A 14,174-nucleotide genomic window follows, 5' to 3' on the forward strand; every position below is an offset into this window, starting at 1 on the left:
TGCTCTCGCGGGCCGACGTCCGTTCCTGAGCCGTCCCCTGCCGAAAACCGCCCGGTACGCGCTCAGGGCAGCCTCCCTCGTGGCCGCCCTCGGCGTGTGGCAGCTGCTGACCAGCCTGGACGTCGATCTCTGGCTGCGTTTCTCGCAGTTCCCCACGGTCGCCGACGTGGCCCGCGCCTTCGCCGAGCGGCTGTCCGGCCCCGACTACTGGACCGACCTCACCGACAGCCTGTCCCGCATCCTCACCGGGTTCCTCCTCGCCGCGGTGCTCGGCGTGGCCACCGGCGTGCTCGTGGCCCGCTCCCGCCTCGCCGAGGACCTGCTCGGACCGGTCCTGGAGGTGATCCGGCCGGTTCCCGCGATCGCCCTCGTCCCGGTCGCGATCCTCCTGTTCCCCTCCAACGAGCAGGGCATCGTCTTCATCACCTGCACCGCAGCCTTCTTCCCCGTCCTGGTCTCCACCCGGCACGCGGTCCGCGCGCTCACCCCCGTCTGGGAGGAGGCGGTGCTGACCATGGGCGGCGCCCGGTGGCGGGTCCTCGCCTCGGTCGTCCTGCCGGGCGCCCTGCCCGGCATCTTCGGCGGCTTGTCCGTCGGCATCGGCGTCTCCTGGATCTGTGTGATCTCCGCCGAGATGATCTCCGGCCAGTACGGCGTCGGCTACCGCACCTGGCAGGACTACACCGTCGTCGACTACGCGGGCGTCTTCGTCGGCATGGTCACCATCGGCGTCCTCGGCTGGCTCACCTCCACCGCCGTGGAACTCCTGGGGCGCCGCCTGACGCGCTGGCTGCCGAGGGCGTCGTACGACACCGGGGTCCGGCCTCGGCGCGCCCGCGCCGCCGTCACCGCCGGGGTCTCCGGCACTCCCGCGGCCACGCCGAAGACCGAGGAGGCACGCGATGAGCACCTCGTCTGACACCACCCGCACCTCGTCCGAGTCCGAGACCACCGGCAGGCCCACTCCCAGGGCGGTCAGGGCACCCGAGGCCGCGCGCGGCACCCGTCTCACCCTGCGCGACGCCACCCTCGGCCGCCCGGGCGCCCCCGTGGTCACCGGCGTCGGCCTCGACATCGCCCCCGGCGAGATCCTCACCGTCGTCGGCTCCTCCGGCTGCGGCAAGTCGACGCTGCTGCGCACCCTGGCCGGCCTCCTCCCCCTGACGGCGGGCGAGATCGCCCAGGACGGCCGCCCCCTGACCGGCCCCGGCGCCGACCGCGCCCTCGTCTTCCAGGAGGACGCCCTGCTGCCCTGGCGCACCCTGCGGGCCAACGTCGAACTTCCGCTGGCCGTCAAGGGCCTTCGCCGCGCCGACCGCCGCGCCCAGGCCGAGTCCTGGCTCGACCGCGTCGGACTCGCCGACCGCGCCGGGCACCTGCCGCACCGCGTCTCCGGCGGGCAACGCCAGCGTGCCCAGCTGGCCCGCGCCCTCGCCGGAGCGCCCCGGGCCGTCCTCATGGACGAGCCCTTCGGCGCCCTCGACGCCCAGACCCGCGCCGGCATGCAGGACCTGCTGGTCGAGGTGCTCCGGGGCACCGGCGCCACGGTCGTCTTCGTCACCCACGACGTCGACGAGGCCCTCTTCCTCGGCGACCGCGTCGCCCTCCTCGGCGGCGGCCGCCTCACCGCCGTACGCGACGTCCCGCGCCCCCGCGACCGGTCGGCGCACGACGATCCCGCGCGCCTGGCCCTGCGGCGCGACGTCCTCTCCTCGCTCGGTACCTGAAAGGCCTCCCGGTGACCACCTCCGCCTCGACCACGCCCCTGGAGATCCCCGCCCTCACCGACGCCGAGGAGATCCGCTGCGACGTCCTCGTCGTCGGCGGCGGCACCGCCGGCACCATGGCCGCCCTGACCGCCGCCGAGCACGGCGCGAACGTGCTGTTGCTGGAGAAGGCCCACGTCCGGCACTCCGGTGCCCTCGCCATGGGCATGGACGGAGTCAACAACGCGGTCATCCCCGGCCGCGCCGAACCCGACGACTACGTCGCCGAGATCACCCGCGCCAACGACGGCATCGTCGACCAGTCCACCATCCGCCAGACCGCCACCCGCGGCTTCGGCATGGTGCAGCGCCTGGAGTCGTACGGCGTGAAGTTCGAGAAGGACGAACACGGTGACTACGCGGTCCGCCAGGTCCACCGCTCCGGCTCCTACGTCCTGCCGATGCCCGAGGGCAAGGACGTCAAGAAGGTCCTCTACCGGCAGCTGCGGCGACGCGAGATGCGGGAGAGGATCCGCATCGAGAACCGGGTGATGCCGGTGCGGGTGCTGACGGCTCCCGATGACGGGCGGGCCGTGGGTGCGGTCGGCTTCAACACGCGCACGGGCGCGTTCGTCACGGTCCGCGCGGGCGCGGTCATCCTCGCCACCGGCGCCTGCGGGCGCCTGGGGCTGCCCGCCTCCGGCTACCTGTACGGCACGTACGAGAACCCGACCAACGCCGGCGACGGCTACGCCATGGCCTACCACGCGGGCGCCGAGCTCACCGGCATCGAGTGCTTCCAGATCAACCCGCTGATCAAGGACTACAACGGTCCCGCCTGCGCCTACGTGGCCAACCCCTTCGGCGGCTACCAGGTCAACCGGCACGGCCAACGCTTCGTCGACTCCGACTACTGGTCCGGCCAGATGATGGCCGAGTTCGCGGCCGAGGTCGCCTCCGACCGGGGCCCGGTGTACCTGAAGCTGAGCCACCTTCCCGAGGAGTCGATCGCGTCCCTGGAGTCGATCCTGCACTCCACCGAGCGGCCCACCCGCGGCACCTTCCACGAGGGCCGCGGCCACGACTACCGCACCCACGACATCGAGATGCACATCTCCGAGATCGGCCTGTGCGGCGGCCACTCGGCCTCCGGCGTACGGGTGGACGACCACGCCCGTACGACCGTCCCCCGCCTCTACGCCGCCGGCGACCTCGCCTGCGTCCCCCACAACTACATGATCGGCGCGTTCGTCTTCGGCGACCTCGCGGGCGCCGACGCCTCCCAGTACTCGGCGTACGAAGGGGAGTTGCCGCCCGACCAGCTCCGCGCGGCGCACGAACTGATCTACCGCCCGCTGCGCAACCCGGACGGCCCGCCCCAGCCGCAGGTCGAGTACAAGCTGCGCCGCTTCGTGAACGACTACGTGGCCCCGCCGAAGTCCGGCGCCCGGCTGTCCCTGGCCCTGGAGCACTTCGAGCGGATGCGGGACGACATCGCCGCGATGGGCGCGCACACCCCGCACGAGCTGATGCGCTGCGCCGAGGTCACCTTCATCCGCGACTGCGCCGAGATGGCCGCGCGCGCCTCCCTGGCCCGCACGGAGTCCCGCTGGGGCCTCTACCACGACCGCCTCGACCACCCCCGACGCGACGACGGCTCCTGGTTCCACCATCTCGACCTGCACAAGTCCCCCTCCGGCACGATGGAGTTCACGGCCCGTCCGGTGGCCCCCTACCTGGTCCCGATCGACGAGTTCACCCCGGTCGGCGGGCCCTCCCGGCACATCGGAGAGGTGCATCCGGAGCAGGTGGCCATGGCGGGGGGCCGGGATCGGGCGCCGGTCGCGGTGGAGCCGGGGGCGGGGGTGGCGGTGGCTGTGGAAGCCGCGGTGGAGGTGGGGGCGGGAGTGGTGAACTCCCCCGCCCGCCTCCTCGAACTCGTCGCCCTCGCCGAGGAACAGCCCGAACTCGGCGCACTGCGGCCCTACTTGACCGACCCGGCGCCCGCCGTCCGGCGCGAGGCCGTCGCCGTGCTGACCGAGACGCTGCCGCCGGGCACCGGCCCCGCCCTCGCCGAGGCGCTGCGCGACCCCGCACCCGAGGTCCGCGCCACCGCGGCCGCGTCCCTGCGCGAGCTGGTCGAGACGCTCCCGCCCGAACCCGCCCTGCGCGACAGCCTCGCCGCCGCCCTGGCCGAACCGGACCCCGTGGTCCGCACCGCCTCCCTCGATGTGCTGCGCGCCCTGCGCCTCGGTGACACGGAACTCTTCGCCGGGGCCCTGACCGACGCGGACATCCCCGTCCGCATCGAGGCCGTCCGCGCCCTGGTCTCGGTGGACGCGGCGACGGAACTGGCTCGCGCCGCCACCGCCGATCCGTCCCGCGAGGTCCGGGTGACGTTCGCCAAGGCGCTGGCGACGGTGTGGGCCCAACGCCCGCTGGACGCCGTCCTGCACGCCCTGACCCGGCTCACCGAGGACGCCGACGCCCTGGTCCAGGGGGCCGCCTTTGGAGCACTGGGCACCACCGGCTGCCCGCCTGCGCTCGCCGCGCGTGCCGTGACCGCCCTGTCGGCCGCCGCCTGGCAGGTCCGCTCGGGTGCTGCGACGGCCCTTTCCGCCGCCGACGCGGAGGTGGCCGTCCCCGCCCTCGCCAAGGCCCTGGCCGACTCCAACGCGGACGTCCGCAAGGCCGCCGTCCTGGCACTGACCCGCCACTCGGCCGCCGAGGACGCCCGCGCGGCCCTGGCCACGGTGACGACGGACCCGGACGCGGACGTCAGGGCGTACGCCACGCGCGCCTTGTGACCGGAGGTGAGGCCGGCGCTGATCACTTCGCCTGGGAGAGCGCGACCGCGTCGGCGCCGGCGGGGAATCGCAGCTGGCCGGTCGTGTCGTGCACGGCTCGCCACACCGTCTCGGCGACGTCGCTCTCCTTGGTGAACTGGTCCTGGCCCGTGAAATCGCCCATGGCCTTCTTCGCCCATGGTGCGTAGGGCGCCGGGACCAGCTCGTCCGGCGAGGCGCCCTTCGCCGCGTTGGCCGCGAAGTTCGTCGTCAGGCAGGCACCCGGCTCGACCGTCTTCGCCCGCACCCCGAACGGCGCGAGCTCGAGAGCGAGGGATGCGGTGAACCCCTCGACGGCCATCTTGCTGGCCTTGTAGACGGCCGTGAGCGGCATGTGCCCCAGCACCACGCTCGAGGTCACGTTGACCACCACGCCGGAGCCCCGCTCGCGGAACTGGGGCAGCACCGCCTGCGTCATCGCCATCACGCCGAACGTGTTGGTCTCGAAGACCTCCCGCACCCGGGCCATGGGGGTGCCCTCGAACACGCCCATCGAGGGCACGCCCGCGTTGTTGACCAGGACGTCGACGGGGCCCGCGGCCGCGAACGCGGCGGTGATGCTCTCGGGCCTGGTCACGTCGAGCTCGACGACACGGAGGCGGTCCGACTCGGGAAGGACGCCTGGACGCGGCGTCCGCATCGTGGCGATGACGTTCCACCCCTGCGCATGGAAGTGGAGGGCGGTCTCCCGCCCGTACCCGGACGAGGTGCCGGTGATCAGAACGGTCTTCATGGTGTGCCCCTTTGCGAGTGGTGGGATCCATCCGGATGGGCAGGCATTTTCCTGCCCGTCAGGAGAACCGGTCGAGTGCCGGTAATCCCATTGAATCGCTCTGAGCTGGGCAAATAGTAGAACTATCCTCGCTGCTCCTTGCACGATCCTCCCGCAAGCCCATCCGACTCAGGGCAGGAGAACAGCCGGCGCACGGACGGCCTGACGCAGGCGGGCGGCGTCCTGGCTGGGGGGCGCGCCGAACTGGCGGCGGTACTCCCGGCTGAACTGCGACGGGTTGTCGTAGCCGACGCGCTGACCGACTCCGGTGACGTCTCCGGGGTGGGTGGCGAGCAGCAGCCGGGCCTCCTGGAGCCGGATCTGCTTCTGGAACTGGATGGGGCTCATCGCGGTCACCGCCTGGAAGTTGCGGTAGAAGGCGGAGACGCCCATGCCTGACTGCCGCGCCACGTCCTCGACCCGGAAGGGCTGCGCGTAGTGCTCGCGGATCCAGCGCACGGCCCGCGAGATGTGGCTGAGGCTGCTGTCGGCCAGACCGAGCTGGCGAACCGTCGCACCCTGCTCGCTGGTGATCAGACGCCACAGGATCTCGCGCTTGAACAGCGGGGCGAGTACGGCCCGGTCGCGGGGCTCGTCGAGCAGGCGCAACAGCCGGACCACCGCGTCCAGCAGCGCGGCCGGAGCGTCACTGACGGCGATCCCCGACGGCGTGCCCCCGCCGCCCCGGGGGGCGTCACCGGGCCCGGCCTCGAGCAGCAGCTCGGCGACGGCGGAGGGTTCCAGGACGAGACCGAACCCCAGCGCCGGCTGCTCGGGGGCGGCCTGGGTGAACTGCCCTGTGACCGGCAGATCGACGGATGCGACCAGGTACTGCCCGGGCCCGTACTCGAAGACCCGCTCCCCCAGGGCGAGGCGTTTGGCGCCTTGCGCGATGACCGCCAGGAGGGTGCCGGACATCGAAGGCGCCGGCGGATCCGGACGGTCTACCTTCGAGATGAGGACGCCGTCGACGGCGGTGGTCCAGTCGGGCCGCGCGTGACGGGCCAGCAGAGTGCGGAGTTCCTCGAGGTACATGCGCCCATTGCAGCACCATTTCGCACCGCGATCCCCGAAGAAGCGAGGATCGTGCAAGGACGCCGGAGCATCTGTCTAACGTTTGCCCAGCTCAACGGGCTTGAATGGAATCACCGCACTCCACCGCCGAAGAGCAAGAGGAGAAATCCATGACTGCCGGCTACGGCTTCGCCGCAACCCTGACCGCCATGCCTGGTAGGGGCGACCAGCTCGTCGACCTGCTGCTGACCGGACTCGACGAGGGCAGCCCCGGCGCGAGCGAATACTGCCTGCTCTACCTCGTCTCCCGTTCCGCGTCCGACCCCGACGTCGTCCACGTCGCCGAAGGCTGGACCAGCGAGGAGGACCACCACCGCGTCTTCGCCGGCGAGACCGCCCAGGCCATCGTGGCGCAGATCGGCCCGCTGCTCGCCAAGGACTCCGAGTACACCGACTACGTCCCGGTCCGCGGCAGATCCGTCCTCTGACGCCCGCCCGTCCCGCCACCAGCCACCAGCCACCAGCCACCAGCCACCAGCCACCAGCCACGAGCCACGAGCCACGAGCCACGAGAGGCAACGACCATGACCACAGCACGTCCCTCCCTCGACCCCGAACTGCTGGAACTCCTCGCCGACATGCCGCTGATGTCCCAGCTCAGCCCGGAAGTGCTCGCGCAGGTACGCCCCTTCTCCTCGATGCCCGTCGAACCCCTCCTCGAAGGCCGCGCCATCGACCGGCGCGAGGTCACCGTCGCGGGCCCTGACGGCACCCCGATCCCCTTGTCCGTCTTCAGCCCCGCGAACAGCGATCGCGCCGCCGCCGCACCCTGCGTCTACTGGATGCACGGCGGCGGGATGGTCATGGGCGACCGCTTCTCGCAGATCGACATCCCGCTGGAGTGGCTCGACGAGTTCGGTGCCGTGGTGGTTTCCGTCGACTACCGGCTCGCGCCCGAGTCCACCGGCACCATCCCGGTCCACGACTGCTACCAGGGCCTGCTCTGGATCGCCGACCACGCCGCCGAACTGGGCATCGACCCCGCCCGGATCATCGTCGCGGGCGCCAGCGCGGGCGGCGGCCTCGCCGCCGGTGTCACCCTGCTGGCCCGCGACCTCGGCACCCCGGCGATCGCCGCCCAAGTCCTGATCGGCCCCATGCTCGACCACCGCAACACCACCACGTCCAGCCTCCAGTACGCGAACGGGCCCGGCGTCTGGACTCGCGAGATGAACGGATTCGGATGGCGCTGCCTCCTCGGCGACCTCGCCGACGACGAGGTACCCGCGTACGTCTCCCCCGCACTGGCCGACGACCTCGCGGGCCTGCCGACGACCTACATCGACACCGGCTCCGCCGAGGTCTTCCGCGACGAGGACACCGACTACGCCACCCGCATCTGGACGGCCGGTGGCCAGGCCGAACTCCACGTCTGGGCAGGCGGCTTCCACGGATTCGACGCCCTGTACCCGCAGGCAGACATCTCGGCCACGGCCCGCCGAACCCGCACCGACTGGCTCGCCCGGCTCCTGCGCACGAGCTGAGTCCCGGCCTCGTTGAGCGGGGTGAGACCGGAATGGGGCCGCTTCATGCACAGTCCCGGGGCTGTGTCCGAGCTACATCCAGTCGTCCTCGGGCTCCGGTTCCGCGTCCATCTCGGGCCAGTGGTCGGCTCCGGGGTCCGTGTCCGGGTCCGCGGCCCGGCCCGGTGCCTGCGAAGCGAGGGCGGCGTCGGCCGCCCCGCCGTCGGCCGTCCCGCCCCCCGCCGCCCCGCCGTCCGCCAGTCCGGCGAGGACCTCGATCACGCCCTCCCCGTACGTCGCGAGCTTCTTCTCGCCGACCCCGCCGACGGAACCGAGCTGTGTCACGGACGTGGGCCACGCCGTGACGATCTCCCTGAGCGTGGCGTCGTGGAAGATCACGTACGCCGGGACGCCCTGCTCCCGTGCCTGTTCGGCACGCCAGGCCCGCAGCGCCTCGAACGCCGGGACCAGCGCCTCGGGCAGTTCGGCCACCGCGGCCTTGGCCCTGCCCCGCCCGGACGAGGAGTTCGACTTGGCGGTGGCGGGCTTCTTCGGCTCCTTGCGCAGCGGCACCTCCCGCTCGCGCCGCAGCACCGTGCCGCTGGCCTCGGTCAGCACCAGCGTGCCGTAGTCCCCCTCGACCGCGAGGAGCCCCTGGGCGAGCAACTGCCTTACGACGCCTCGCCATTCGCCCTCGGTGAGCTCCTCGCCGATGCCGAACACGGACAGCTGGTCGTGGTCGAACTGGATGACCTTGCCGGTGCGCTTGCCGAGCAGGATGTCGACGATCTGCACCGCGCCGAACTTCTGTCCTCGCTCCCGCTGGAGCCGCACCACGGTGGACAGCACCTTCTGCGCGGCCACCGTGCCGTCCCAGGTCTCGGGCGGGGTCAGGCAGGTGTCGCAGTTGCCGCAGCCCGTCGGCTCGGGCTCCTGGCCGAAGTAGTTGAGGAGCTGACCGCGCCGGCACTGGGAGGTCTCGCACAGCGCCAGCATGGACTCCAGGTGGGCGGCGGCCCGGCGCCGGAACGCCTCGTCGCCCTCGCTGGACTGGATCATCTTGCGCTGCTGTATGACGTCGTTGAGGCCGTAGGCCATCCAGGCGGTGGAGGCGAGGCCGTCACGGCCGGCGCGGCCGGTCTCCTGGTAGTAGCCCTCGACGGACTTGGGCAGGTCGAGGTGGGCGACGAAACGGACATCCGGCTTGTCGATGCCCATGCCGAAGGCGATGGTCGCCACCACCACCAGGCCGTCCTCGCGCAGGAAGCGGGACTGGTGGGCGGCGCGGGTGCCCGCGTCGAGGCCCGCGTGGTAGGGGACCGCCTCGATGCCGTTGCGGGAGAGGAACTCGGCGGTGGCCTCCACCGACTTGCGGGAGAGGCAGTACACGATGCCCGCGTCGCCCGCGTGTTCCTCCCGGAGGAAGGCCAGCAGCTGCTTCTTGGGGTCGCTCTTCGGCACGATCCGGTACTGGATGTTGGGCCGGTCGAAGCTGGCCACGAAGTGCCGGGCCGTCGGCATGTCCAGTCGCTGGGTGATCTCCTCGTGCGTGGCCCGGGTGGCCGTCGCGGTGAGGGCGATCCGGGGGACGTCGGGCCAGCGCCGGCCGAGCACCGACAGGGTCAGGTAGTCGGGCCGGAAGTCGTGGCCCCACTGGGAGACGCAGTGGGCCTCGTCGATGGCGAAGACGGCGATCTTGCCGCGGGAGAGGAGGTCCTGGGTGGAGTCGAGACGCAGTCGCTCCGGTGCCAGGTAGAGCAGGTCGAGCTCGCCGGCGAGGAACTCGGCCTCGACCACGCGCCGCTCGTCGAAGTCCTGCGTGGAGTTCATGAACCCGGCGCGCACGCCGAGCGCCCTGAGGGCGTCGACCTGGTCCTGCATCAGGGCGATGAGCGGCGAGACGACGATGCCTGTGCCGGGTCTGACCAGGGAGGGGATCTGGTAGCAGAGCGATTTGCCGCCGCCGGTCGGCATGAGCACGACGGCGTCCCCGCCGGCCACCACATGCTCGATGATCTCTTCCTGTTCGCCGCGGAAGGCGTCGTATCCGAAGACGCGGTGGAGCGTGGCCAGTGCCTCGCTGTCGCTGCCCGCCGGTGTCCCGGTGATCCCTGGCATCTCGCTGATCCCGCCCATCGCGCCTGTCGCGCCCATCGTCCCGTCCCCCGTACGTCGTCCCTCGACCACTGCTTCCACGATAGGGGTCCGCACCGACACCACCGGAGTTATCCACAGGCCGGCCCCGTGGCGGTTCGGTGGCGGACCAAGGTCATTCGTTCGGACGCTGTCGCATGGCGCACTCGTTCGAGGCGAGGAGATGCTGCTGGGGCGGGCCGGTGCGGTCCGTCCCTCCCGGCCGACGGTGTGTCCCGCGTGTGCGTGTCTCCCGTCCCGTACTGCTCACGCGTTCAAGGAGAATTTCATGGCCCCTCGGCCCCTGAAGGCAGCCCTCACCCTCGCGGCCGCCGCGGCCTTCTCGCTGTCCGCCGTCCCGGCCCAGGCGGCCGACCCGGCCCCGTCGGTCTGGACAGACCTGACCCCCACGTACACGGCCACCGGCGCGTACGGCTATGCGCCGCTCGCCGTCGCCGACGGCTTCGTGCCCATGTCCTGCGTGCCCGGCATGGGCTACCACTACGTCAAGGCGGACAACGTCGGGGAGACCGACCCGGAGCGGCCCGCGGCGCTTCTGTACGACGACGGTCCGCACGGGCGCCGGCTGCTCGGTGTGGAGTGGATCGTGCCCGCGGGGTCCGGGGTCACCAGGCCGACGCTGTTCGGCCAGCAGTTCCAGGGACCGGCCGACGTGCCCGGCGTGGGTTCCAGTTACACCCTGCACGCCTGGATCTACCGGACGAACCCCAGCGGGCTCTTCGACCCGACGGACCCCGACGTGACGTGTGCTCCCGCGTCGGCCCCGAGCACGACTCCCGAGCCGGGCTGGCTGGCCGGCATCGACTGGACCGAGCTGGTCACCTGAGCGCACGCAAGGGGCCCGGCTCCCTCGGTGGGAGCCGGGCCCCTTGTGCGAGAACACCGCCGGTCGGTGCCGCCGGTCGGTGCCGCGGTGGTGCCGCCGGTCGGCGCCTCCGGTCAGCGCACGAACACTCCCGCCTGGTTGGCCAGGTCCAGGAAGTACTGCGGTGCCACACCGAGGACGAGCGTGACCGCGACGCCGACCGCGATCGCCGTCATCGTCAGCGGTGACGGCACGGCGACCGTCGGTCCCTCCGGCCGCGGTTCGCTGAAGAACATCAGCACGATCACACGGATGTAGAAGAACGCGGCGATCGCGGACGAGATCACACCGACGACGACCAGCGGGGCCGCCCCGCCCTCGGCCGCCGCCTTGAACACGGCGAACTTCCCGGCGAAGCCGCTGGTGAGCGGGATACCGGCGAAGGCCAGCAGGAACACCGCGAACACGGCCGCCACCAGCGGGGACCTCCGGCCCAGGCCCGCCCACTTGGACAGGTGGGTGGCCTCGCCCCCGGCGTCGCGGACCAGGGTGACGACCGCGAAGGCGCCGATCGTCACGAAGGAGTACGCGGCCAGGTAGAAGAGGACGGACGACACCCCGTCCGGCGTGGTCGCGATGACGCCCGCGAGGATGAACCCGGCGTGCGCGATCGACGAGTACGCCAGCAGCCGCTTGATGTCGGTCTGGGTGATCGCGACGATGGCGCCGCCGAGCATGGTGACGATCGCGACGGCCCACATGACGGGCCGCCAGTCCCAGCGCAGGCCCGGCAGCACGACGTAGAGGATCCTCAGCAGCGCGCCGAAGGCGGCCACCTTGGTCGCCGCCGCCATGAAGCCGGTGACCGGGGTCGGCGCGCCCTGGTAGACGTCCGGGGTCCACATGTGGAACGGGACGGCGCCGACCTTGAACAGCAGGCCCATGACGATCATCGCCGCGCCGATCAGCAGCAATGCGTCGTTGCCCATGGTGTCGGCGAGTGCCGGGTCCACGGTGGCGACGGTGCCGTCGACGACCCGCGCGATGGTGCCGTAGGACACCGAGCCCGCGTAGCCGTAGAGCAGGGCGATGCCGAAGAGGGTGAACGCGGAGGCGAACGCGCCGAGCAGGAAGTACTTGACCGCGGCCTCCTGCGACATGAGCCGCTTGCGGCGGGCCAGGGCGCACAGCAGGTACAGCGGCAGGGAGAAGACCTCCAGGGCCACGAACAGGGTCAGCAGGTCGTTGGCGGCCGGGAAGATCAGCATGCCGGCGACGGCGAAGAGCAGCAGCGGGAACACCTCGGTGGTGGTGAACCCGGCCTTGACGGCGGACTTCTCGCTGTCGCTGCCCGGCACGGACGCGGCCTGGGCGGCGAAGGAGTCGACCCTGTTGCCGTGGGTCTCGGGGTCGAGGCGCCGTTCGGCGAAGGTGAACAGGCCGACGAGGCCCGCCAGCAGGATCGTGCCCTGGAGGAACAGGGCCGGTCCGTCGACGGCGATCGCGCCCATGGCGGCGATGCCGGCCTTGGTGGTGGCGTATCCGTCGGCGGCGAGCGCCACGACCGCCGCGAAGGCGGCGCACAGCGCTACCACGGACACGAACAGCTGGGCGTAGTAACGGGACTTGCGCGGGACGAAGGCCTCGACCAGCACTCCGATGATCGCCGCGCCCAGGATGATCAGGGTGGGCGACAACTGCCCGTATTCGATCTTCGGCGCGTCGATCTTGGAGATCGGGTCGGCCGCGGTTGTCCACAGGCTGTGGACGACTGTCGCGCTCACTTGGCCGCCTCCACCGCAGGCTTGGGGTCCTTCTTGTGTACGTCGGACATGGTCGACTTCACCGCCGGGTTCACGATGTCCGTGACGGGCTTCGGGTAGACGCCCAGGAAGATCAACAGGACGACCAGCGGGGCCACGACCACGAGCTCACGCATCCGCAGGTCGGGCATCGCGGAGACCTCCGGCTTCACCGGGCCCGTCATCGTGCGCTGGTAGAGGACGAGGGTGTACAGCGCGGCGAGCACGATGCCGAAGGTCGCGATGATGCCGATCACCGGGTAGCGCGCGAACGTGCCGACCAGGACCAGGAACTCACTGACGAAGGGCGCGAGTCCCGGCAGGGACAGGGTCGCGAGGCCGCCGATCAGGAAGGTGCCGGCGAGCACCGGGGCGACCTTCTGGACGCCGCCGTAGTCGGCGATGAGCCGCGAGCCGCGCCGCGAGATCAGGAAGCCGGCCACCAGCATCAGCGCGGCCGTCGAGATCCCGTGGTTGACCATGTAGAGCGTGGCGCCGGACTGGCCCTGGGCGGTCATCGCGAAGATGCCCATGATGATGAAGCCGAAGTGCGAGATCGACGCGTACGCCACCAGGCGCTTGATGTCCCGCTGGCCGACCGCGAGCAGCGCGCCGTAGACGATGCTGATCAGCGCGAGGACGAGGATCGCGGGCGTGGCCCACTTGCTGGCCTCCGGGAAGAGCTGGAGGCAGAAGCGGAGCATCGCGAAGGTCCCCACCTTGTCGACGACCGCCGTGATGAGCACGGCGACCGGGGCGGTGGCCTCCCCCATCGCGTTGGGCAGCCAGGTGTGCAGCGGCCACAGGGGCGCCTTCACCGCGAAGGCGAAGAAGAACCCGAGGAACAGCCAGCGTTCGGTGTTGGTCGCCATGTCGAGCGTGCCGTTGGCGCGCGCTTCCGCGATCTCCTGGAGGCTGAAGTTCCCGGCGACCACGTAGAGGCCGATCACCGCGGCCAGCATGATCAGGCCGCCGACCAGGTTGTAGAGGAGGAACTTCACGGCGGCGTACGAGCGTTGGGCCGCCGCGTTCTCGTCCGAGCCCGCGTGGGCGCGGTCCCCGAAGCCGCCGATGAGGAAGTACATCGGGATCAGCATGGCTTCGAAGAAGATGTAGAAGAGGAAGACGTCGGTGGCCTCGAAGGAGATGATCACCATCGCCTCGACGGCCAGGATCAGGGCGAAGAAGCCCTGCGTCGGCCGCCACCGCCTGCTTCCGGTCTCCAGTGGGTCGGCGTCGTGCCAGCCCGCCAGGATGATGAACGGGATCAGCAGCGCGGTCAGCGCGAGCAGCGCGACCCCGATGCCGTCCACGCCGAGTTCGTAGCGGACGCCGAAGTCCGCGATCCAGGCGTGCGATTCGGTGAGCTGGTAACGGGCGCCATCCGGGTCGAAGCGGACCAGGACGGCGATCGCGAGAGCGAGGGTGGCGATCGAGACGAGCAGCGCCAGCCATTTCGCGGCGGTGCGCCGGGCGGCCGGCACGGCGGCCGTGGCGATGGCCCCGATCGCCGGGAGCACCGCCGTCGCTGTCAGCAGAGGAAAGGACATCG

The 14,174-nt window shown here is 71.4% G+C and carries 11 protein-coding genes; 6 read left to right on the top strand and 5 right to left on the bottom strand.

The genetic code is table 11. From position 1 onward, the window contains the following. Positions 1-25 precede the first annotated feature (25 nt). Genes IF54_RS0123990 through IF54_RS0124000 form a run of 3 tightly spaced genes read left to right on the top strand, consistent with a single transcriptional unit; the run spans position 26 to position 4,513 of the window. Positions 26-919, top strand: a complete 894-nt coding sequence (locus IF54_RS0123990; protein ID WP_030322040.1) for an ABC transporter permease — start codon at positions 26-28, stop codon at positions 917-919. Next, on the top strand, positions 903-1,727 hold the full coding sequence (locus IF54_RS0123995; RefSeq protein ID WP_030322042.1) for an ABC transporter ATP-binding protein: 825 nt from the start codon (positions 903-905) through the stop codon (positions 1,725-1,727). Before IF54_RS0123990 ends, IF54_RS0123995 begins: the two co-directional genes overlap by 17 nt. An 11-nt stretch (positions 1,728-1,738) precedes the next feature. Beyond that, complete coding sequence (locus tag IF54_RS0124000; RefSeq protein WP_030322044.1) at positions 1,739-4,513, top strand: fumarate reductase/succinate dehydrogenase flavoprotein subunit; 2,775 nt, start codon at positions 1,739-1,741, stop codon at positions 4,511-4,513. Positions 4,514-4,535: 22 nt separating this feature from the next. Here IF54_RS0124000 and IF54_RS0124005 read toward each other — a convergent pair whose 3' ends face one another. Both IF54_RS0124005 and IF54_RS0124010 read right to left on the bottom strand, forming a co-directional pair. Beyond that, entirely contained in the window at positions 4,536-5,285 is a 750-nt protein-coding gene (locus tag IF54_RS0124005) for an SDR family oxidoreductase (RefSeq protein WP_030322045.1), read from the bottom strand. Positions 5,286-5,453: 168 nt separating this feature from the next. Further along, positions 5,454-6,359 (bottom strand): AraC family transcriptional regulator, encoded by a 906-nt coding sequence (locus IF54_RS0124010; RefSeq protein ID WP_030322046.1) that lies wholly within the window; start codon positions 6,357-6,359, stop codon positions 5,454-5,456. A gap of 149 nt (positions 6,360-6,508) precedes the next feature. Between IF54_RS0124010 and IF54_RS0124015 the strand changes: the two genes are divergently transcribed. Both IF54_RS0124015 and IF54_RS0124020 read left to right on the top strand, forming a co-directional pair. Beyond that, on the top strand, positions 6,509-6,826 hold the full coding sequence (locus IF54_RS0124015) for a putative quinol monooxygenase (protein WP_030322048.1): 318 nt from the start codon (positions 6,509-6,511) through the stop codon (positions 6,824-6,826). A gap of 96 nt (positions 6,827-6,922) precedes the next feature. Then, the gene (locus tag IF54_RS0124020) at positions 6,923-7,882 is read left to right on the top strand and encodes an alpha/beta hydrolase (protein WP_030322050.1); all 960 of its coding nucleotides are present in this window, start codon (positions 6,923-6,925) and stop codon (positions 7,880-7,882) included. Positions 7,883-7,954: 72 nt separating this feature from the next. Here IF54_RS0124020 and recQ read toward each other — a convergent pair whose 3' ends face one another. Continuing rightward, the gene (recQ, locus tag IF54_RS0124025; RefSeq protein WP_234439048.1) at positions 7,955-10,015 is read right to left on the bottom strand and encodes a DNA helicase RecQ; all 2,061 of its coding nucleotides are present in this window, start codon (positions 10,013-10,015) and stop codon (positions 7,955-7,957) included. Positions 10,016-10,283: 268 nt separating this feature from the next. Here recQ and IF54_RS0124030 point away from each other — a divergent pair, with 268 nt between their 5' ends. Continuing rightward, positions 10,284-10,841, top strand: a complete 558-nt coding sequence (locus IF54_RS0124030) for a hypothetical protein (RefSeq protein WP_037820470.1) — start codon at positions 10,284-10,286, stop codon at positions 10,839-10,841. 113 nt (positions 10,842-10,954) lie between these two features. On the opposite strand, the gene nuoN is transcribed toward IF54_RS0124030, so the two are convergent. Beyond that, positions 10,955-12,604: an NADH-quinone oxidoreductase subunit NuoN gene (gene nuoN / locus IF54_RS0124035; RefSeq protein ID WP_030322056.1), complete on the bottom strand. Its 1,650-nt coding sequence runs from the start codon at positions 12,602-12,604 to the stop codon at positions 10,955-10,957. Continuing rightward, positions 12,601-14,172 carry an NADH-quinone oxidoreductase subunit M gene (locus IF54_RS0124040; RefSeq protein WP_030322058.1) on the bottom strand — a complete coding sequence of 524 codons (1,572 nt, stop codon included), beginning with the start codon at positions 14,170-14,172 and terminating at the stop codon, positions 12,601-12,603. Before IF54_RS0124040 ends, nuoN begins: the two co-directional genes overlap by 4 nt. Between the last annotated feature and the right edge of the window lie 2 nt (positions 14,173-14,174).

Source organism: Streptomyces sp. NRRL B-3229 (assembly GCF_000719505.1).
GTDB lineage: Bacteria > Actinomycetota > Actinomycetes > Streptomycetales > Streptomycetaceae > Streptomyces > Streptomyces griseorubiginosus.